This window comes from Bacillus sp. FSL R7-0646, from assembly GCF_037969865.1.
In the GTDB taxonomy this organism is placed as follows: Bacteria; Bacillota; Bacilli; order Bacillales; family Bacillaceae; genus Bacillus; species Bacillus licheniformis.
On record NZ_CP150217.1, the window covers coordinates 1646031 to 1665354 of the forward strand.

Below are 19324 nucleotides of genomic sequence, written 5' to 3' on the forward strand. Positions count from 1 at the left end.
AGGAGAAAGACATGCGTAAAGAAGTGCAGGAGTATGTGTTCGCCGACGAAGAGCGCCGCCGGTTCATCCGTGAGCAGCCGGTCTGGTACCGCAAGCTTTCGCGGAATCCGAATGATCTGTCAGCCTTTCATCTCGATATGATGAATTTTTATGAAAAAACGATTCCTCACAGGGTCAACCAGTTATCGGGCAGCATTCAGATGGCCCAGATGATGCTGCAAATGTTTCATGCGATGCGCACTCAGGATTAATTTAAGCCTGAGTCTTTTTTTGTGATGATAAATCGCGCCATTCTGGTAAAGCTAGGTGTGAAGGAGTTGATCTGTGATGAAGAAGTGCTGGCTTGTAATCTTTCTGTGCCTCTTGCTGGCCGGCTGCGCCACCCATAAACCAAAGCCCAAAGGCTTATCTGATTGGCGCGATTCCGCTTGTGAAAGCGAAGTTTTTGGAAAATTATAGTTCGGAGGCGGCATAGACATTTTTGAAAACGGCTGTTTTGTGATACACTATAGCTGGAGGTGCATGTCTATGTTTGCCACAATGGAATCGTTGCGGCTTCAAAATGAAGCATATGATTTGGCCAACATGATTCTTCAATCAGAGGCGGCTGAACATTACAGAAAATGCTACAAGCGTCTCCGCGAAGATGAAGAGGCCGGACGTATTATCGCTTCGTTTACGAAAATAAAAGAACAGTACGAGGATGTGCAGCGCTTTGGCAAGTATCATCCTGATTATAAAGAGATATCCAAGAAAATGAGGGAAATCAAACGGGAGCTTGACCTTCACGATACAGTAGCCGAATTTAAAAAGGCGGAAACAGAGCTGCAATCCATTCTTGATGAAGTCAGCGTGGAAATCGGTCATGCTGTGTCAAAACATATCAAAGTACCGACTGGAAACCCTTATTTTGATAATCTTTCATCTTGCGGCGGCGGCTGCGGGTCAGGCGGAAGCTGCGGCTGTAAAGTTTCCTGATGAGGCTCGGTCGCCCCGAGTCTCGTTTTTTTATAGAACTTCATGCACAGAGCGACAGGCAGGTGAACAATTTGGAAATCAGGCGTCAAGGCTTAATCGTTTGGCTGCACTCCTTGAAGCAGGCGAAAATGCTCAGGAAATTCGGAAATGTTCATTACGTTTCAAAGCGGCTGAAATATGTAGTGGTGTATTGCAATATGGAAGATGCCGAAAGAATCATCGCAAAAATACGTTCGTACTCTTTTGTCAAACAGGTGGATCTTTCATACAAACCGTTTTTGAAAATGGAGTTTGAATCCAAGCAGGATAAAGCGAAAGAATACGACTATAAAGCCGGGCTCTAACTTGGTTTATGTTAAAAAAATCCCCGCAGAAATACCTCTGCGGGGTCCTTCTATTCCTTAAAAAATTAAGGAGAAGGCAAAGGGAGAGGAGAAACCGGAGGAAGAACTTATGGGGAAACGTAAGTCTTCTCCGCGGTTGGCAACAACATCAATCGATGCTGTTGCTATTATTATCACCACCGAGCCTTTTTGCTATACATATGAATTTGCACTTTGGGTGTTTGTGCCAGAAAACACTTTATGATAAGATAGGAATGATTTTTTTCGAGTTTTAAGAAAAAGTGGTGGAAGTATGAGAGTGATTTCTGGGACGTATAAGGGACGTGCCTTAAAGGCGGTTCCCGGCACGTCGACAAGGCCGACGACCGATAAAGTAAAGGAATCCATCTTTAATATGGTCGGCCCGTATTTTGAAGGCGGCACCGGCCTTGATCTGTACGCGGGAAGCGGCGGATTGGGCATTGAAGCGCTGTCGCGGGGATTTGACCGCTTCATTTTTGTCGACCGGGATTTTAAAGCGATTCAAACCGTGAAAGGAAATTTGAAAACGCTGGGCTTAGAAAAGTGCGCCGAAGTGTACAGAAATGACGCAGAACGGGCTCTGCATGCACTGGTGAAAAGGGGCGCAAGCTTTGATGCCGTCTTTTTGGACCCGCCATATCGAGAGCAAAAGCTGGAAGCGCTTTTATCGATCATTGATGAAGCGGATATGCTGACTGAAAGAGGGTTTATTGTGGCTGAGCATGCGAAGGAAGTCATGCTGCCGGATGCGGCGGGCGGACTTCAGCTTGCCCGGCAGGAAATATACGGCTTAACAGGCGTGACCATATACAGAAAGAGAGGGAATGGGGATGGCTAGCATTGCCGTTTGTCCCGGAAGTTTTGATCCGGTGACTTTTGGACATTTGGATATCATCAGGCGCGGGGCGAAAGTGTTTGATAAAGTTTATGTATGCGTTTTGAACAATTCTTCGAAGAAGCCGCTGTTTACAGTGGAAGAACGCTGTGGGCTGCTTCGCGAAGTGACGCAGGATATCCCGAATGTGCAAGTGGAATCTTTTCAGGGGCTTTTGATTGATTATGCAAAGAGCAAGCAGGCAAACGTCATCCTGCGGGGGCTTAGAGCGGTATCTGACTTTGAATACGAGATGCAGGGAACCTCGATGAACAAAGTGCTCGATGAAAATATTGAAACGTTTTTTATGATGACGAATAACCAATACTCGTTCCTCAGTTCAAGCATTGTCAAAGAAGTGGCAAAATATAAAGGTTCAGTCGCAGAACTCGTGCCGGAAGCGGTCGAGGCTGCACTTGAAAAAAAGTTTGCAAAAAATGAGCGGCCGTAACCGGCTGCTCATTTTTTAACAGGGGCGTAAGATTTGGCATAAAGAATGATATAGATGAGAAGGGTGCCGATTGTTAGGAGCGGACCGATCTCTGCTAAAGTGTTCCACATCTCCAGAAAGAAAGGTTCCGTCTTCCCGGCCGTCAGAAAGGAGAAGACCGGCTCAGTCGGAGAATAGAACGATGTGTAAAGAGGCTTCCAAAGAATAAGAACAAAGATCGCTGCATAAATTCCCTGGAGGATGCGAGCGATAAAAAACGGCTTAAAGCGGATATCCGTTTCAGCAAGAATGCCTGCAACCTGCGCTTGGACGCAGAAGCCGCTGAAACCCAAAATAAAGCTGACGATCACCGCTTGCTGGAGAAGCGCCGCATCCGTTGCGCTGACCAGTTTGCTGCCGAGCGTAATCTCAAACAATCCCGATAATAAAGGCTTATCAAAATCACCGGGCAATTGAAGAGCCGTCAAAATCATTCTTGTCGCGTGCGAAAGAATGTCGGTGATGTGCATCACAGAAAGAATGTTATTAAAAACCGAAAAAAGAATGATGAAGCCGCCCACCATTAGCAGCGTTTGAACGGAGGAGATGACAGCATCGCTCAAAAGTTTGCCGAGCGGCCGCTTTTCTTCAAGTCTTGCCTGATGGAGCGCTTTTAAGGCTTCTTTAATTGAAGGCACAGGAAGCTTCTTTCGCACGGCGGTGCGGTTTTCTTCTTTTCTTCCGTAAGTGCGCATCGTCAGTCCAACTGCGAAATTGCCCAAATAATGGGCCGCCGCAAGCACAACGCCAAGAGAAGGATTATGGAAAAAGCCGACCGCAACGGCTCCGAAAATAAACAGCGGGTTAGATGAGTTGGTGAATGAAGCGAGCCGCTCTGCTTCGACCCGGGAAATCTGCCGTTCCTGTCTCAGCCTTGAAGTCAGTTTTGCGCCGGCCGGGTTTCCCGATGCCATTCCCATTGCGAGCACGAACCCTCCGACGCCGGGTACGCGGAACACCGGTCTCATGAAAGGCTCGAGCAACAGCCCGACAAACCTGACGACACCAAACCCGATCAAGAGCTCTGATAAAATAAAAAAAGGCAAAAGGGAAGGGAATACGACCTCCCACCACATGGCAAGTCCACTTTTAGAAGCGTCAAATGATTCTTGCGGGTGGGTAATGACGGCAGCTGTAAATGAAAGCAGCAAAACGGCAATCATGAGTGTCTTTACCTTTGACATGTCCATTTCTAACCCCCTTTGCGGCTGTGAATACACATTGGAAACAGGATCATGATAAAATAAACGAAAAGCTTGCCCGATTTGTGCGGTAGCCTTCTCCGTGAAACTTCTTTATCATTATACGAAGGCTGGTCCTTATTTTAGACCACCAGATTGCAGATCGGCGATGAAACAAATGAACCGGAAGCTCTTTAAACGCGCGGAAACCCTTCTCCTTGATGAGCATCAAAAGAAGGCATTTCATACATCTGTGAATTCATGCAGGCTGAAAATTCGAAGCCGGATCAAGATGTGAGCCGGTGAAAATAAAGATGGAGGGTTACATTTTCATGCTGAAAAAAAGAATTATACGCATCGCACTATTGCTCGTTATCATCGTGGCCGCGCTGTCATTTGTGAAGCTGCCATATTACATCACCGAACCTGGCGAAGCGACCGAGCTGAACCCTTTAATTAAAGTCGATAACGGCTATCCTGAAAAAGGGAGCTTTTCTTTAATGACAGTTAAAGTCGGTCCTGCCAACCCGCTTACATATATATGGGCAAAAATGCGCCCTTACCACGAAATTCTTCCGGAAGAAAATTTTAAACAAGAAGGCGAATCTGATCAGGAATATATGAAGCGCCAACTGCAAATGATGAGAGATTCCCAGGAAAATGCGATGATCGCCGCTTATAAGCGGGCCGGAAAAGAAGTCAGCTACACGTTTAACGGCGTATATGCCATGTCGGTCGTCAGCGGCATGCCTGCAGAAGGGAAAATACAAGTCGGGGACAAAATTAAAAAAGCGGACGGAAAATCGTTCCGGTCAGCGGAGAGCTTCGTCCGCTACATCGAGTCAAAAAAAGCCGGGGACCGCGTGAAAATCGTAGTTGAACGGGATAAAGAAGAAAAAACATATGAGATGAAGCTGAAAACATTCAAAGAAGATCCAAAGAGAGCGGGGCTCGGCGTCTCCCTCATCACAGACCGCAATGTCAAGGTGAAGCCGGAGGTCGATATGGATATTGAAAACATCGGCGGCCCTTCGGCAGGGCTGATGATGTCAATGGAGATCTATAACCAGCTGACAAAAGAAGACGAGACGAAAGGACACCATATTGCTGGAACCGGAACGATCGACGACGAAGGCAAAGTCGGTCCGATCGGCGGCATCAGCCAGAAAGTCGTTGCGGCAGACAAGGCGGGAGCCGACATCTTTTTTGCCCCGAACGAAGGCGGAAAAAAAGGATCAAACTATGAAGAAGCTGTAAAAACGGCAAAAGATATTAAAACCGATATGAAAATCGTCCCTGTCGACACGATGGATGATGCGATTCATTATTTGGAAGATAAAGTGAAAAACACCTGATGTCCATCAGGTGTTTTTATTTGCGCAAAAATATCCGGCTGTCTTCGTCATACCTGATCGGCGAAAGGGAATATTCCTGCTCTGTCAGCATCGTCCGCACCGGCTCTTTGAGCGGGGCGCTGTATACTTGGCCCGCTTTTATGTCAAGCTGGAGGGAAGGATGGGAAAACGATCCCGTCTTTGTAATAAGGGGTGCGCTCAAGCTTTTTTTCTTTTCAGCCAAATAGGCCTGCCCTTTTTTTGTCATTCCGAGAAGTCTGATATATGCCGGATGTGTTTCGTTTAACATGCGCTTAACGTCGGCTTTCTTCGTTTTTGTGAGGATATGGGTGTTCATGCGCTGCAGTCTTGTCCACGTATAGCGCTTCGTTTTCAAAAGCTCCATGTATTCCTTAAAAGAGCCTGCTTTCCGGATCGCTTTTTTGACGCGGTGCTCAAGGCCTTCTTCCACTTCGTATATCCCTTTCAGCTCTTCTGTATCCATTGTATGCAGGCTGTATTTCAAAAAGGGGAAATAATCTTCAGGCGAGTGCCACATGCCGAAAGTCCGGGCGTATTCATCGAGCTCATCGACCGTTGTCTTTGGAAGGTAGAAGCGGCTGTCCGCAAGGCTTCCCGTTTCAAAAATCGACTTGCGTATGCTCGTAGCGCTTGCGATTCGGTCCGCTTCAGGGAATGTTGAATCGTGATAGCCTGAGGACCGGCGCTTGACGGTTTCGGGCTTCATGCTTAATTGCTTTTGCATGATGGCTTTCACATAATGGAATCCGAGAATGTTGTTCGGCTTTGAAAGGTCAACGATGTTACCGCCTTCTCTTGTTACAGACCGGAACGCTTTTGCCATCGCTTGCGGGTAGCTCAGCCCAAACGCTATCTGCTTTCTGGCTTCTTCGTTGAGCCTGTCTTCGTGCTCTATCGTGTGTGCGGCTGTATTGAGAAATGCCTCAATATCGCCGTGCTCGCTTCCGAAAAACAAAGAAGAACACCCTAATTCATTTAAAATCGAGACGGCGCCTTCAGCAAACGTTTCCGCTTTTTGGACGGCGAATATGTAAGGGAGTTCAACGACGACATCGGCAAAAGATGCGAGCGCCATCTTCGTACGCGCCCACTTTGATACGATGGCGGGTTCGCCGCGCTGCAAAAAGGAGCCGCTCATAACGGCAACCGCCACCTCGCTCCGCGTTTCTGATTTTGCTTCCTTTATATGATATAAATGTCCGTTATGAAAAGGATTGTATTCCACAACAAGGCCGACCGCTTTCATTTTTTCACCTCTCTTGCATCTCTTGAAATAGTTATGATACATTTACACATGGAATGTCCAGACGCCTCGCGAAAACAGCGTTTTTCCTAAGTGTATGAATTGTTGTTCACGATGTCAACGAATGAAAGGCGCAGGCGCATATCTGTAAAGAAAAAATATTGACAAAAAACATGATGAAAGCTATAATCATGTTTGTTGCTCACTTAGAGGTGATACAATGAAATGGACGATACATCAGCTGAATCAAATGCCGAAGAAGGACTTTGAATTTGATGAAACAGTTGATTTAAGCGAACTCTCTCAAAGCTCGGAAATCCGCAGCATTTCACCGGTGCGGGTGAAAGGGCGCGCGGAAATCCGCTCAAAGCAGGCTGCATTTGATTTTACCATTTCAGGCGAGATGATCTTGCCTTGCTCAAGAACGCTTGTTGATGTTCGTTATCCATTCAGCATTTCTACAAAAGAACTGTTTATATTTCATAAGACCGAGGAAATGGAAGATGAAGACATCCATATTGTTGAAGATGACCTCATCGACTTGACTCCGGTCGTGAAAGAAGAAATCCTTCTTGAGATCCCTATGCAAATCTTTTGTGAGTCTGTTCAAAAAGAAGAAGGTGCTCCGCAGGAGGGCAAGGATTGGCAGGTCATTACAGAAGATGACCGGAAAGACCGGATCGATCCGAGACTTGCCGGACTCGGGAAGCTCTTAAAACAAGAAGATGAATCTTAACGCTCTTTAAGGAGGTGGGAATAATGGCTGTACCTTTTAGAAGAACTTCTAAAACGAAAAAAAGACTTCGTCGTACACACTTTAAATTGCAAGTGCCTGGTATGGTAGAATGCCCAAACTGCGGTGAGATGAAACTTTCACACCGCGTCTGCAAAGCATGTGGATCATACAAAGGAAAAGACGTAAAAAGCAACTAATCGTCAACAATGAAAACACAAGACTTCATGTCTTGTGTTTTTTTATACCCGTTTTCCCTTCATCCTTTTATTTCCTGTAAAGAAAATAGTCTATCTACTCTATCAGCCGCATATGTATGAGGTAAATTCATAAAGTCATGGAGGGGGATAACATTTGACGATTACAAGACAGGATGCATGGACACAGGATGAAGATATATTGCTGGCTGAGGTCGTATTAAGGCACATTCGGGAAGGCGGGACACAGCTTTCAGCCTTTGAAGAAGTGGGCAAGGCTTTAAGCAGAACCGCGGCCGCCTGCGGATTCCGCTGGAATTCATTTGTCAGAAAGCAATACCAATCAGGCATTGAACTGGCAAAGAAGCAGCGCAAAGAGCTGCGCAAAAAAATCGGTATCCATTCCGCAAACCTTCCTGGATCTGTCAAAACGGTTTCTGAGAGCAAGGCGGAAAACCTGACGCTCGATGATGTCATAGAGTACTTGGAAAAGCTGAAAGAAGCCCCGGTTCAAAAGGACTTTATCGACGAGAAGAAAAAGCTTGCTGAAGAAATCAATGAGCTGAAACAAGAAGTTGAAAAGCTGCGAAGCGAAAATCAATCGCTGAAAAAAAAGCTTGAATTGACAGAAGAGGATTATAAAGCGCTGATTGAAATCATGGAGAGAGCCAGAAAAATGGTCGTTCTTCAGGGAGACGAACGAAACAAAAAGGCGATGCTCCAGCCGGAGCCGAATGAAAATCTGGGGGAAGCTTGAAAATAGAAAACCGGCCATCCGCTATCGGCCGGCTTTTTTCGTTTATGCTGATTCAGAACTTTGACTAGGTTCGCTCGCAGGATGCCAAACGAGCGGATTTTCCCCTTTATCCCGGGCCATATCGTATTTAACCGGTGTAAAGCCCATCTTGTTCCAAAAATCGGATGATTTGACGCGCGGACTTGTGCGAATCGGGAGTCCGAAAGATTTGGCGAACTCCACAAGCATCGTTCCGTAGCCGTTTCGCTGATACCCCGGCAAAACTTCAAGCTTCCAGAGCTCGAGGTAATCTTGGCCTTCTTCAAAATATTGGTTTGATTTACCATCCACTTTATACAGGCTCATTCTTGCGACGAGCCGATTTCCGTAATAGATGCCGTAAAACGGTGAGTTGCTGTCGTTTTCAATCATGTTGCTTTCAAGGTCCTCCAGCATGGAAAGCTCTTGAATCCCGTACTCCCTGAACTTTTTAAATTCTTCAAGCGTTTTGTAGTTGATCAGCAAACGTTCGACTTTGACCATTATGTTACCCCCTTGTTTGTGGTCTACTTCTATTGTAAACGCTTTTTTCAAAAAATCCAAATGATAAAAATTTTCTAATATAATGAAGCGAAACGGTTCTGAATATTTGAAACAACTGACAAGTCAACGGCGAAAATTTCTGCTATGATATACAGTATATGAAAAAATCAGGGTGTGAGAATGTGAAAATCGGAGTCATCGGAGGAGGCTCGGTCGGCCTCCTTTTTGCATACTATTTTTCGTTCGGCCACGAAGTGACTGTGATTGCGCGGAGAAAGGAACAGGCGGAAGCGATTGAAGAAAAGGGAATCCGCCTTCTTGAAGACGGGAAAGAGATGACCGTGAACGCCAGGGGCGTGACTGAACTTGATCCGGACTGCGACCTTCTTTTTGTTGCCGTAAAGGAGCATCAGCTCGGAGCCGTTCTGTCTGAGCTGGAGCAGGCGGCTCCTCTTGACATCATGTTCCTGCAAAATGGAATGGCGCATATTCCCGTGCTTGAAAAATGGCAGACGGGCCACCGCATCTATACGGGATCTGTGGAACACGGAGCTGTCAGGGTGGATGACCGTACATTCCGGCACACGGGAAAAGGGGCCGTAAAATGGAGCGCGTTCCGAAGCCAATCCGCCGCCCGGCTGAAAAAAGAGCTCGCTTCGGTGCATGAAGCGTTCCCTTTTATTTGGTGCGAAGACTGGTATAAGCCCCTCGCCGAAAAATTGATTGTCAATGCGTGCATCAATCCGCTGACGGCTCTTTTGCGGGTGAAAAACGGCGCGCTGCTTGAGGAGCCGATGTATGGGGCCTATATGAAGTTCGTCTTTGAAGAAGCGAGCCGGATTTTGGAACTTGAAGATCGCCAGGCAGCGTGGGACCATGTTCTTTCCGTCTGCCGCCGGACGAAAAGCAACACGTCCTCAATGCTTGCCGATGTGCTGGCAGAAAGAAAAACGGAAGCGGATGCGATCATCGGCTATCTGCTGAAGCGGGCAAAAGAGTCAGGAGAGCCCGCCCCGCACCTTACCTTTTTATATCGCAGCATCAAGGCGCTTGAAAACGAATGAAGCTAAATCTTTTGACCGAATCGCATAACGTGCTATACTCGTTTCGGATAGCTAACTATTTACTGGAGAAAGGAAGTTCTAGAGATGCAGCTTACTGAACTTTCCATACAAAGTCAAAACCCTTTTGTACGAGACTATATAAATGGAAAAAAGGAGATAGAGCCGTTTTTTGATTACGGCCTAAGCAATGAAAGTTGGAGTGTCCGTTTGGATGACCTTTCCTCCCGGACGTATGACCGCGATGCGTTAGCAGACTATTTGCTCGACTATCACCGCAAATTTCAATCGGCAACCATGAATGAAACAATCGAACGCCTTCGCGATCCGAAAAGCGTCGTCGTTGTCGGAGGGCAGCAGGCCGGCCTTTTAACGGGTCCTCTTTACACTATACATAAAATCGTATCGATCCTTTTATTAGCAAAGCAAAAAGAACAAGAGCTGAACGTTCCGGTCATTCCGGTATTCTGGGTTGCGGGGGAAGACCATGATCTGGAAGAAATCAATCACGTCTACATTTCTGACGGCGGCAAGGTGAAAAAGCACAAGCTCCCGCAGTCCCACTGGAAAAAAAGCCAGGCGGCAAAAACGGCGCTCGATGCCGAGAAAGCTGAAAAGTGGCTGGACGGGATTTTTGCTTCATTTGAAGAAACGGAGTATACGAATGATCTTCTCGGCCATTTGCGCCGATGTTTAAGGCAGTCTCTTTCTTTTACCGATTTTTTCGAATTTCTTGTTGCCGACATGTTTGAACAAGACGGCTTGATCCTTTTGAATTCCGGAGACCCGGGCATCAGAAACCTTGAAGCGCGCTTTTTCCGGCAGCTGCTGGACAAAAACGATGAGCTGACCGACTCTGTCAAACGGCAGCAGGAATTGATGAAACAACTGGGTTACACACCGATTATCGAAGGGGCCGCACAACATGCGAACATTTTTTATGAGCGCGACGGCGAGCGGTTTTTAATTGAAAAAGAAAACGGCGCGTTTTTTATAAAAGAGCTTCATCTTCAGTGGTCTGAAGCAGAGCTTTGCGATTTGATCTGCCAGAACCCGGAAGCGTTCAGCAATAATGTCGTAACCCGGCCGCTCATGCAGGAATATCTTCTACCGACATTGGCGTTCATCGCCGGTCCCGGAGAGATCAATTATTGGGGCGAGCTGAAAGGCGCTTTTCAGGTCATGGGCTATAAAATGCCGCCTGTCGTACCGAGGCTTCAGGTTACATTCCTTGAACGGCACATCGAAAAAAAGCTGGACGAACGGGGAATCGAACTCCGCGAATCGATTGAAAAGGGAGCGCGGGCCAAAAAAGAGCAGTATTTTCAAGATAAGGTTCCGAACGGATTTACCGATTCGGTCAAACAGGCGAAAGAAAAAATCGAAAACATTCATTCCGCAGTGCGCGCCGAAGCCCTCGAAATCGACGGCAGCCTCGGCCCCCTTTTAGAAAAAAACGCGGGCTTCATTCAAGATCAGCTCCAATTTTTGGAGAAAACAGTCATCAGAAGGATTGAAGAAAAAGAAAACTATATTTTGCGTGATTTTGACAAAATTCAAACAAGCATCAAACCTTTAGACGCTCCCCAGGAGAGAATTTGGAACATCGTGTATTATTTGAACAAATACGGTCCGGATTTCTTGGAAAAATACAAGGATTTGCCATATTCATTTCAAAACATGCATCAAGTTGTCAAACTTTGAAATAATTTTTTAAAAAACCCTGAGTAGTTCAGGGTTTTTTTTTGTTCTAAAACAGTGTAAAATAAATTTGTGGAGAGAAGTGGTGGATAGTGGTGAGTTGAGGAACGAAAGTGGGGACCGAGATCATGTTTATGGGTGAATACCAGCATACGATTGATTCAAAAGGCCGCATGATCGTTCCGGCGAAATTCAGAGAAGGCCTCGGCGAGCAGTTCGTTCTGACGCGCGGGCTTGATCAGTGCCTGTTTGGCTACCCGATGTCCGAATGGAAACTCATCGAAGAAAAACTGAAGGCCCTTCCTCTTACGAAGAAAGATGCACGCGCTTTTACCCGCTTTTTTTTCTCCGGAGCCACCGAATGCGAATTGGACAAGCAGGGCCGGATCAACATTGCATCACCGCTGTTAAATTATGCAAAGCTTGAGAAGGAATGCGTGGTCATCGGAGTTTCAAATCGAATTGAATTGTGGAGCAAAGAGATTTGGGAACAATACGTAGAAGAGCAGGAAGATTCATTTGCCGAAATAGCTGAAAACATGATCGGATTTGATATATAATGAATCTTTGCGCATGCGGCGCTTCTGCAATCAGTTCATTTGAAAAAGGTGGGACTAGTAAAGAAATGTTTGAGCATACAACAGTATTATTAAAAGAAACAGTTGATGGTTTAAATGTAAAAGAAGACGGTACATATGTAGACTGCACATTAGGCGGTGCCGGTCACAGCGAGTATTTGCTTTCACAGCTGTCTGAAAAAGGCAAATTGGTCGCTTTTGACCAGGATGAAACCGCACTCCGCCATGCGAAGGAAAAACTGGCGGATTATGAAGGACAAGTCGTTTTCATAAAAAGCAATTTTCGGTATTTAAAAGACCGTCTAAACGAAATCGGCATCACGAAAGTGGACGGTGTTTTATTTGATTTAGGCGTCTCATCTCCTCAGCTGGATACACCCGAAAGGGGCTTCAGCTATCATCATGATGCACCTCTTGATATGCGAATGGACCAGTCGGCGGGCCTTTCGGCAAAGGAAGTCGTCAATGAATGGCCTTATGAGGATCTCGTGAAAATCTTCTTTAAATACGGAGAAGAGAAGTTCAGCAAGCAAATTGCCAGGAAAATCGAAAAAGCAAGAGAACAATCGCCTATTGAAACAACAGGCCAGCTTGTCGATATCATCAAAGAGGCGATTCCCGCACCGGCAAGAAGAAGCGGCGGGCATCCGGCTAAACGGATCTTCCAGGCGATTCGAATTGCGGTAAACGATGAGTTGAGGGTATTTGAAGAAGCGCTTTTGCAGGCGATTGAGGTGCTGAAGCCGGGCGGAAGAGTATCGGTCATCACATTCCACTCGCTGGAAGACCGGATCTGCAAATCGACATTTAAAGACATGTCGTCGCCTCCTGAACTGCCTCACGGACTGCCCGTGATCCCCAAGGAGTTTGAACCGAAATTAAAATTAGTCAACAGAAAGCCGATCACAGCTTCCGAAGAGGAGCTTGAACACAATAACCGTGCGCGCTCAGCGAAGCTGCGCATCGCGGAAAAAGCACGAGAGTGAGCTGTACGAATTAAAAGGAGGTCATCAGTCTATGAGCAATTTGGCTTATAAAGTAGAAAAACAGCAAAGACAGACAGACAGTGCAGAACAATCCGTTATCATCCGGAGAAGAGCATCGATTACGCTGGGGGAAAAGGTATTGATTGTGCTTTTCGCCCTGGCTGTGCTCAGCGCTTCACTTTTTATGATTTCAAAGGCTTTTGCCGCGTATCAGACCAATATTGAAATTCAAAAGCTCGAAAAGAAGGTTGAAACGGAAAGCAGCAGAGTTGATGACCTCGAAAAAGAAGCCGATATGCTGAAAGAGCCGGACCGTATCATGGACATCGCCCGGAAAAAAGGCCTTAAATTGGGTGATAAAAAAGTGAAAGACATACAGGAATGATGCAAAATGCCGAAAAAAAATAAATTCATGAACAGAGGAGCGGCAATACTCAGCATTTGTTTTGCCCTCTTTTTCTTTGTCATCGTAGGACGGTTTGCGTTTATTCAAGCGACGGGAAAAGTGAACGGCGAAGTGCTTGCGCAGAAGGCGAACGAACAGTATGAGAAAAAGCGGACGATCGAAGCCCACCGGGGATCGATCCTTGACCGGAACGGAAAAGTGCTTGCCGAAGATGCTACGACATATAAGCTTGTCGCGATTATGAGCGAAAAGATGAAGCCTCAATACGTTAAGGACAAGCAGCTGACAGCTGAGAAGCTCGCGCCGATCCTCGGCATGGATGAGGGGAAAGTGCTCGATATTCTAAATAAAAAAGGAGCGTTTCAGGTCGAATTCGGATCGGCGGGACGGGATTTGACATACGCCCAAAAAGAGAAAATCGAAAAGCTGAAGCTGCCGGGCATCGTGTTCACCCGCGATACGAAGCGCTACTATCCAAACGGAATCTTCGCCTCCAACCTCATCGGCTATTCGCAGATCAACGAAAAAACGGGTGAAATGCAAGGCATGATGGGCCTTGAAAAAACGCTGAACGATTATTTGAAAGAAACGGACGGATACATGACGTACGATACCGACAGAACGGGCTGGCGCCTGCCGAACAGCAATGAAAAGATTAAAGCGCCAAACAACGGAGACAACGTGTATTTGACGATCGATCAAAAAATCCAGGCGTTTTTGGAAGACAGCATGACGACCGTTCAAAAAGAGTACAAGCCGAAAAAGATTATGGCGGCGGTTGTTGATCCGAAAACGGGCAAAGTGCTTGCGATGGGGCAAAGGCCGAGCTTCAACCCGAACGTGCGCGATGTCACGAACTATTACAACGACCTTGTCTCCTACAGCTTTGAGCCGGGCTCGACGATGAAGATTTTCACATTGGCGGCGGCCATCCAAGAAGGCGTATATAATGGAGGAGAACAATACAAGTCTGGATCATATTCGGTTTCTAAAAAAGATAAGCCGATCAAAGACCATAACGGTGGAAACGGCTGGGGCCCGATCACTTTTAATGAAGGTGTTGAACGCTCCTCAAACGTCGCGTTTGCGATCCTTGCCAACGATAAACTCGGCACGGACCGGTTCAATCAATATTTGCGGAAATTCCATTTTTACGACAAAACGGGGATTGACCTGCCTGGGGAAGCGAACAGCAAAATCAACTTTGAATATTTGCGGGATAAAGTGTCGACGGCTTTTGGACAGAGCTCTGCTGTCACGCCGATCCAGCAGCTTCAGGCCGCGACGGCGATCGCCAATAACGGAAAAATGATGAAGCCTTATGTGATCGATCATGTCGTTGATTCTGACAAAAACAAAACGATTTATCAAAATAAACCGGAACAAGTCGGCCAGCCGATCTCTGCCAAAACGGCAAAAGAAGTGCGCGAGCTGTTGGGAAAAGTCGTCACATCTGAAAAAGGAACGGGGCAGCCGTACAAGATCGAAGGATTTGATGTCGCCGGAAAAACCGGTACGGCGCAAATTGCCGGAGAAGACGGCAGATATTTGACCGGCCGCGAAAACTACGTGTTCTCCTTCATGGGCATGGCCCCGAAGGACGATCCGCAGCTTCTCGTTTATGTGGCCGTGCAGCAGCCGCAATTAAAAGCTACGGAAACAGGCTCTGCTCCGGTGTCAAAAATTTTCAATCCGGTGATGAAAAACAGTCTTCACTACTTAAATATCACACCGAAAGAGACTGAAAAAGAAGAAAAGCAGGAAGAAAAACAGCTGAAAATGCCTGATTTCTCCGGCAAACGAGCCGAATCCGCCGCAAAAGAGGCGCAAGGCAGCAGCCTTGTTCCCGTTACGATCGGCGATGGCTTGGCTGTGAAAGAACAGTACCCGAAAGCGGGCGAAGCCGTCCTGCCGAACCAACGGGTCTTCCTGAAAACCGACGGGAAAATCACACTCCCAGATATGACAGGCTGGTCAAAACGGGACGCCCTCCGCTTCGGCGCCATGGCAGGCATTCATATCGAAACGAGCGGCCAGGGCTATGTGAAGAGTCAAAATGTAAAAGCAGGCAAAGAATTAAAAGCAAATTCAGTCGTGAAAGTCAGATTGAAAAACGAATAGATCCCGTCAAAGGCTATCGGCTCAAAGTCGATAGCCTTCCGTTTGGACGCGGCCGCCTTGAATAGATGAAAAATCGGGCCGTTCTATCAAAACGCTCCGAGGCATAAAATGAAACAAGCCTAAATAAGGAGTGAACGGTCTCTTGCGCGTTTCCAATGTAACGGTCAGAAAACGTTTAATATTCGTTCTGCTTTTTGGTGTGATCATCTTTTTGATTATTGATACAAGGCTCGGATACGTTCAGTTCGTTCTCGGGGATAAACTGACGACTTTAGCAAAAGATTCTTGGAGCCGGAACCTTCCTTTTGAGCCGGAAAGGGGCGAAATATTGGACAGGAACGGCGTCAAGCTGGCAACAAACCAAAGCGCGCCATCGGTTTTGGTTGTTCCGAAGCAAGTTGAAAATCCGATCAAAACGAGCAGACTGCTGGCCAGCGTTTTGAATATGTCGGAAGAAAAAGCGTATAAACATGTCACGAAAAAAACGTCGATTGAAAGGATCAATCCCGAGGGCCGGAAGATTTCCCACGAGAAAGCAAAAGAAGTCAGAGATCTCAATTTGAAAGGCGTATACATCGCAGAAGACTCGATCCGCCATTATCCGTTCGGCAGCTATCTGTCCCATGTGCTCGGATTTGCGGGCATTGACAACCAGGGTCTGCTCGGCCTTGAAGCCTTTTATGACAAAGAGCTGAAGGGCGAAAAGGGCTATGTGAAATTTTATTCCGATGCAAAAGGCAAGAGAATGCCTGGGGAGGCGGATGACTATACCCCGCCGAAAGACGGGCTTGATATGAAGCTGACGATCGATTCAAAGGTGCAGACGATCATGGAGCGGGAATTTGATATCGCAGAAGCGAAGTATAATCCGGACGGTATGGTCGGTGTTGCGATGAATCCGAAAAACGGGGAGATATTGGCGATGGTCAGCCGGCCGGACTTTGATCCCGCAAACTACCAATCAATCGATCCCAAAGTCTATAACCGGAACCTGCCTGTATGGAGCACATATGAGCCGGGTTCTACTTTTAAAATCATCACGCTTGCCGCAGCTTTGGAGGAAAACAAAGTCAACCTCCAAAAAGATCAATTCTATGATAAAGGTTCCGTTGAAGTGGACGGCGCGAGGCTGAAGTGCTGGAAGCGCGGCGGACACGGCGCACAATCGTTTCTTGAAGTCGTCCAAAATTCGTGCAACCCGGGATTTGTTGAGCTTGGTCAGCGGCTCGGCAAAGAAAAACTGTTCACCTACATTAAAAGTTTCGGCTTCGGACAAAAAACCGGGATCGATCTGCAAGGCGAAGGAACAGGCATCCTATTCCCTCTTGACCGCGTCGGCCCCGTAGAGCAGGCGACAACAGCTTTCGGGCAGGGGGTATCGGTGACGCCGATCCAGCAGGTCACGGCCGTTTCTGCGGCTGTTAACGGCGGAACGCTGTATACGCCGTATATTGCCAAAGAGTGGATTGATCCCGTGACAAAACAAACAGTGAAAAAACAGACGCCGATCGCCAAAAGAAAAGTGATTTCTGAAGAGACATCCAAACAGATCCGCTACGCGCTGGAGAGCGTTGTCGCCCAGGGGACGGGGCGGAACGCTTTTGTCGACGGCTACCGGGTCGGCGGCAAAACCGGTACGGCGCAAAAAGTAAAAGACGGGAAATATTTGAAAAACAACCACATCGTCTCATTTATCGGAACGGCTCCTTCAGATGATCCGAGCATTGTCGTCTACGTCGCCGTCGACAACCCGAAAGGAACGATTCAATTCGGGGGTACGGTTGCAGCGCCGATCGTCGGAAACATCATGAGAGACAGTCTTCCGCAGCTCGGCGTTAAGAAGCGGAAAGATCAGATCGAACGCGAATATCAATGGCTGGACAAAAAGCTGATCGAGGTCCCGAACCTTATAGGGCTTTCCGTGACAGAGCTTGAACCATTGCTGATCAACCTCAGGCTGAAGGCTTCCGGAGAAGGCGATGTCGTCGTTCAGCAGTCCCCTAAGCCGGGCGAAAAAGTAAAAGAAGGATCGACGATTCGCATTTATCTTGACAGCGATGACGGAGCCTCTGATTAATTCGTTTCAATATAGGAGCGGCTGCCTGCTGATGTCCGGGGCCGTTCCTCCTAAAAAATATATCGATTTTAAAGGATTAGCTGGATGTATCCTCTTTTTTACGCTAAAATATGAACTGTATGTCTGCACGAAGCTCGTGCGGCGAATCAATATGACAACGAATGAAGAATGATGAGACTTGAGAGGTTTGATACGATGAAATTGACAAAGCTTCTTACATATTTAAAAAATGCACCTTCCTATGCCGGCCAAGAAGACCCTGATATAACTTCAATTGAGATGGACTCCAGGGAAGTCAAGACAGGGAGTCTTTTTGTTTGTATAAAAGGCTATACAGTCGACGGGCATGACTACGCCCGCCAAGCCGCTGAAAAAGGGGCTGCCGCCATTGTGGCGGAAAGGGAAGTGGACGCCGATGTGCCGGTGATTATCATCCGTCATACGAAGAGAGCGCTTGCCGTGCTGTCGGACGCTTTTTACGGCCAGCCGACAAAGCAGCTGAGGCTGATCGGAATTACAGGCACGAACGGCAAGACATCGACTTCTCACATGGTGGAGGAGATCTTTAGAAAAGCCGGGAGCCGTACAGGACTGATCGGCACGATGTACACGAAAATCCACGACGAAACGTTCGAGGCGAAAAATACGACGCCGGAAAGCGTCACACTTCAAAAAACGTTTAGAAAAATGGTTGATCAGGGTGTGGATACAGCCGTCATGGAAGTATCTTCACACGCTCTCCACATGGGCCGGGTGCACGGGTGTGATTACGATATCGCCGCATTTACAAACCTGACCCAGGACCACCTCGACTACCACGAGACAATGGAAGAATATAAACATGCGAAAAGTCTGCTTTTCTCGCAGCTCGGCGGATCCTTTAACCACGAAACACCGAAGTGGGCCGTGCTGAATGCGGATGACCCTGCTTCAGCCTATTTCGCCCAAGTGACGTCAGCACATCTTTTGACATACGGAATTCAAAACGATGCCGATGTCATGGCTGAAAATATCAAAATGGCTCCGAAAGGGACAACCTTTGACCTGGTGACGCCAAAAGGTTCTGCACAAGTGACGATTCCGCTTGTCGGCCTGTTTAACGTCTACAATGTTTTAACGGCTGCCGCGATCGCGATTGCAGCGGATATCCCGTTTGCCACGATTACAGAAGGAATTGAAGGGCTGAAAGGGGTCAGAGGAAGATTTGAGCTTGTGGACGCAGGCCAGGACTTCCCGGTGATCGTCGATTATGCCCATACCCCTGACAGCCTCGAAAATGTCTTGAATACGTGCAGAGGCTTAACGGAAGGAAAGCTGTTTGTCGTCGTCGGCTGCGGTGGAGACCGCGATAAGACGAAGCGTCCGAAAATGGCGAAGATCGCCGTTGACCTTGCTGATGAACCCGTCTTTACAGCCGATAACCCGAGAAGCGAAAACCCGCTCGCCATTTTAAACGATATGGAGGAAGGCGTAAAAGGAGCTTACTATCACAGCATCGTCAACCGCGAGCAAGCGATCTTTTTTGCAATTGCAAACGCCAAAAAAGGCGATGTCGTCCTGATTGCAGGCAAAGGCCATGAAACTTACCAGCAGATCGGCGGTCAAACCTTTGATTTTGATGACGCTGAGGTGGCCAAAAGAGCCATTCTTGAGCTGAAATAATCGAAAAAGAACTACA

21 protein-coding genes are annotated in these 19324 nt (G+C 47.2%); 18 read left to right on the forward strand and 3 right to left on the reverse strand.

Features of this window, described 5'->3' with window-relative positions:
• Nucleotides 1-11: 11 nt before the first annotated feature.
• From MKY62_RS08460 to coaD, 6 genes are all read left to right on the forward strand, one after another.
• A complete protein-coding gene (locus MKY62_RS08460; protein WP_003181501.1) occupies nucleotides 12-251 on the forward strand; it encodes a YlbE-like family protein in 240 nt (79 codons plus the stop codon).
• 277 nt (nucleotides 252-528) lie between these two features.
• On the forward strand, nucleotides 529-978 hold the full coding sequence (locus tag MKY62_RS08465; protein ID WP_003181503.1) for a YlbF family regulator: 450 nt from the start codon (nucleotides 529-531) through the stop codon (nucleotides 976-978).
• Between the two features lie 71 nt (nucleotides 979-1049).
• Nucleotides 1050-1322, forward strand: a complete 273-nt coding sequence (locus tag MKY62_RS08470) for a YlbG family protein (RefSeq protein ID WP_009328559.1) — start codon at nucleotides 1050-1052, stop codon at nucleotides 1320-1322.
• A 109-nt stretch (nucleotides 1323-1431) separates the two neighbouring features.
• Entirely contained in the window at nucleotides 1432-1566 is a 135-nt protein-coding gene (locus tag MKY62_RS08475) for a hypothetical protein (protein ID WP_254926361.1), read from the forward strand.
• A gap of 48 nt (nucleotides 1567-1614) precedes the next feature.
• Nucleotides 1615-2181 (forward strand): 16S rRNA (guanine(966)-N(2))-methyltransferase RsmD, encoded by a 567-nt coding sequence (rsmD, locus tag MKY62_RS08480; RefSeq protein ID WP_003181507.1) that lies wholly within the window; start codon nucleotides 1615-1617, stop codon nucleotides 2179-2181.
• Nucleotides 2174-2668, forward strand: a complete 495-nt coding sequence (coaD, locus tag MKY62_RS08485) for a pantetheine-phosphate adenylyltransferase (RefSeq protein WP_003181508.1) — start codon at nucleotides 2174-2176, stop codon at nucleotides 2666-2668. Before rsmD ends, coaD begins: the two co-directional genes overlap by 8 nt.
• A gap of 8 nt (nucleotides 2669-2676) precedes the next feature.
• On the opposite strand, the gene ylbJ is transcribed toward coaD, so the two are convergent.
• Nucleotides 2677-3897, reverse strand: a complete 1221-nt coding sequence (gene ylbJ, locus MKY62_RS08490) for a sporulation integral membrane protein YlbJ (protein ID WP_003181511.1) — start codon at nucleotides 3895-3897, stop codon at nucleotides 2677-2679.
• Nucleotides 3898-4220: 323 nt separating this feature from the next.
• Here ylbJ and MKY62_RS08495 point away from each other — a divergent pair, with 323 nt between their 5' ends.
• On the forward strand, nucleotides 4221-5243 hold the full coding sequence (locus MKY62_RS08495) for a SepM family pheromone-processing serine protease (protein WP_009328558.1): 1023 nt from the start codon (nucleotides 4221-4223) through the stop codon (nucleotides 5241-5243).
• Nucleotides 5244-5259: 16 nt separating this feature from the next.
• On the opposite strand, the gene MKY62_RS08500 is transcribed toward MKY62_RS08495, so the two are convergent.
• Nucleotides 5260-6510 carry a nucleotidyltransferase gene (locus MKY62_RS08500; RefSeq protein ID WP_003181516.1) on the reverse strand — a complete coding sequence of 417 codons (1251 nt, stop codon included), beginning with the start codon at nucleotides 6508-6510 and terminating at the stop codon, nucleotides 5260-5262.
• A gap of 217 nt (nucleotides 6511-6727) precedes the next feature.
• Here MKY62_RS08500 and MKY62_RS08505 point away from each other — a divergent pair, with 217 nt between their 5' ends.
• The 3 genes from MKY62_RS08505 (at nucleotide 6728) to gerR (ending at nucleotide 8194) form a co-directional block, all read left to right on the forward strand.
• Nucleotides 6728-7243, forward strand: a complete 516-nt coding sequence (locus MKY62_RS08505; RefSeq protein ID WP_003181519.1) for a DUF177 domain-containing protein — start codon at nucleotides 6728-6730, stop codon at nucleotides 7241-7243.
• Nucleotides 7244-7266: 23 nt separating this feature from the next.
• The gene (gene rpmF / locus MKY62_RS08510) at nucleotides 7267-7440 is read left to right on the forward strand and encodes a 50S ribosomal protein L32 (protein WP_003181522.1); all 174 of its coding nucleotides are present in this window, start codon (nucleotides 7267-7269) and stop codon (nucleotides 7438-7440) included.
• A gap of 154 nt (nucleotides 7441-7594) precedes the next feature.
• Nucleotides 7595-8194, forward strand: a complete 600-nt coding sequence (gene gerR / locus MKY62_RS08515; protein ID WP_003181524.1) for a sporulation-specific transcriptional regulator GerR — start codon at nucleotides 7595-7597, stop codon at nucleotides 8192-8194.
• Nucleotides 8195-8236: 42 nt separating this feature from the next.
• On the opposite strand, the gene MKY62_RS08520 is transcribed toward gerR, so the two are convergent.
• Nucleotides 8237-8716, reverse strand: a complete 480-nt coding sequence (locus MKY62_RS08520; protein ID WP_003181526.1) for an N-acetyltransferase — start codon at nucleotides 8714-8716, stop codon at nucleotides 8237-8239.
• A gap of 182 nt (nucleotides 8717-8898) precedes the next feature.
• Here MKY62_RS08520 and MKY62_RS08525 point away from each other — a divergent pair, with 182 nt between their 5' ends.
• The 8 genes from MKY62_RS08525 to MKY62_RS08560 all read left to right on the forward strand — a co-directional run bounded on the left by MKY62_RS08525 (nucleotide 8899) and on the right by MKY62_RS08560 (nucleotide 19308).
• The gene (locus MKY62_RS08525) at nucleotides 8899-9780 is read left to right on the forward strand and encodes a 2-dehydropantoate 2-reductase (protein ID WP_003181528.1); all 882 of its coding nucleotides are present in this window, start codon (nucleotides 8899-8901) and stop codon (nucleotides 9778-9780) included.
• Between the two features lie 84 nt (nucleotides 9781-9864).
• Complete coding sequence (bshC, locus tag MKY62_RS08530) at nucleotides 9865-11481, forward strand: bacillithiol biosynthesis cysteine-adding enzyme BshC (RefSeq protein ID WP_003181529.1); 1617 nt, start codon at nucleotides 9865-9867, stop codon at nucleotides 11479-11481.
• 125 nt (nucleotides 11482-11606) lie between these two features.
• The gene (mraZ, locus tag MKY62_RS08535; RefSeq protein WP_009328555.1) at nucleotides 11607-12038 is read left to right on the forward strand and encodes a division/cell wall cluster transcriptional repressor MraZ; all 432 of its coding nucleotides are present in this window, start codon (nucleotides 11607-11609) and stop codon (nucleotides 12036-12038) included.
• 65 nt (nucleotides 12039-12103) lie between these two features.
• The gene (gene rsmH / locus MKY62_RS08540) at nucleotides 12104-13042 is read left to right on the forward strand and encodes a 16S rRNA (cytosine(1402)-N(4))-methyltransferase RsmH (protein ID WP_009328554.1); all 939 of its coding nucleotides are present in this window, start codon (nucleotides 12104-12106) and stop codon (nucleotides 13040-13042) included.
• Between the two features lie 31 nt (nucleotides 13043-13073).
• Nucleotides 13074-13427, forward strand: coding sequence for a cell division protein FtsL (gene ftsL, locus MKY62_RS08545; protein ID WP_003181536.1), 354 nt, complete (start codon nucleotides 13074-13076; stop codon nucleotides 13425-13427).
• Nucleotides 13428-13433: 6 nt separating this feature from the next.
• The gene (locus MKY62_RS08550) at nucleotides 13434-15569 is read left to right on the forward strand and encodes a penicillin-binding protein (protein WP_003181538.1); all 2136 of its coding nucleotides are present in this window, start codon (nucleotides 13434-13436) and stop codon (nucleotides 15567-15569) included.
• A 142-nt stretch (nucleotides 15570-15711) separates the two neighbouring features.
• On the forward strand, nucleotides 15712-17646 hold the full coding sequence (locus MKY62_RS08555; protein WP_003181540.1) for a stage V sporulation protein D: 1935 nt from the start codon (nucleotides 15712-15714) through the stop codon (nucleotides 17644-17646).
• A gap of 195 nt (nucleotides 17647-17841) precedes the next feature.
• On the forward strand, nucleotides 17842-19308 hold the full coding sequence (locus MKY62_RS08560) for a UDP-N-acetylmuramoyl-L-alanyl-D-glutamate--2,6-diaminopimelate ligase (protein ID WP_003181541.1): 1467 nt from the start codon (nucleotides 17842-17844) through the stop codon (nucleotides 19306-19308).
• Nucleotides 19309-19324: the final 16 nt, after the last annotated feature.

What these genes read in the sequence shown, in the direction of transcription:
- MKY62_RS08460 (WP_003181501.1), top strand. Translation starts at nt 12, where the DNA reads ATGCGTAAAGAAGTGCAGGAGTATGTGTTCGCCGACGAAGAGCGCCGC.
- MKY62_RS08465 (WP_003181503.1), top strand. Translation starts at nt 529, where the DNA reads ATGTTTGCCACAATGGAATCGTTGCGGCTTCAAAATGAAGCATATGAT.
- MKY62_RS08475 (WP_254926361.1), top strand. Translation starts at nt 1,432, where the DNA reads ATGGGGAAACGTAAGTCTTCTCCGCGGTTGGCAACAACATCAATCGAT.
- rsmD (WP_003181507.1), top strand. Translation starts at nt 1,615, where the DNA reads ATGAGAGTGATTTCTGGGACGTATAAGGGACGTGCCTTAAAGGCGGTT.
- coaD (WP_003181508.1), top strand. Translation starts at nt 2,174, where the DNA reads ATGGCTAGCATTGCCGTTTGTCCCGGAAGTTTTGATCCGGTGACTTTT.
- ylbJ (WP_003181511.1), bottom strand. Translation starts at nt 3,897, where the DNA reads ATGGACATGTCAAAGGTAAAGACACTCATGATTGCCGTTTTGCTGCTT.
- MKY62_RS08495 (WP_009328558.1), top strand. Translation starts at nt 4,221, where the DNA reads ATGCTGAAAAAAAGAATTATACGCATCGCACTATTGCTCGTTATCATC.
- MKY62_RS08500 (WP_003181516.1), bottom strand. Translation starts at nt 6,510, where the DNA reads ATGAAAGCGGTCGGCCTTGTTGTGGAATACAATCCTTTTCATAACGGA.
- MKY62_RS08505 (WP_003181519.1), top strand. Translation starts at nt 6,728, where the DNA reads ATGAAATGGACGATACATCAGCTGAATCAAATGCCGAAGAAGGACTTT.
- rpmF (WP_003181522.1), top strand. Translation starts at nt 7,267, where the DNA reads ATGGCTGTACCTTTTAGAAGAACTTCTAAAACGAAAAAAAGACTTCGT.
- MKY62_RS08520 (WP_003181526.1), bottom strand. Translation starts at nt 8,716, where the DNA reads ATGGTCAAAGTCGAACGTTTGCTGATCAACTACAAAACGCTTGAAGAA.
- bshC (WP_003181529.1), top strand. Translation starts at nt 9,865, where the DNA reads ATGCAGCTTACTGAACTTTCCATACAAAGTCAAAACCCTTTTGTACGA.
- mraZ (WP_009328555.1), top strand. Translation starts at nt 11,607, where the DNA reads ATGTTTATGGGTGAATACCAGCATACGATTGATTCAAAAGGCCGCATG.
- rsmH (WP_009328554.1), top strand. Translation starts at nt 12,104, where the DNA reads ATGTTTGAGCATACAACAGTATTATTAAAAGAAACAGTTGATGGTTTA.
- ftsL (WP_003181536.1), top strand. Translation starts at nt 13,074, where the DNA reads ATGAGCAATTTGGCTTATAAAGTAGAAAAACAGCAAAGACAGACAGAC.
- MKY62_RS08550 (WP_003181538.1), top strand. Translation starts at nt 13,434, where the DNA reads ATGCCGAAAAAAAATAAATTCATGAACAGAGGAGCGGCAATACTCAGC.
- MKY62_RS08560 (WP_003181541.1), top strand. Translation starts at nt 17,842, where the DNA reads ATGAAATTGACAAAGCTTCTTACATATTTAAAAAATGCACCTTCCTAT.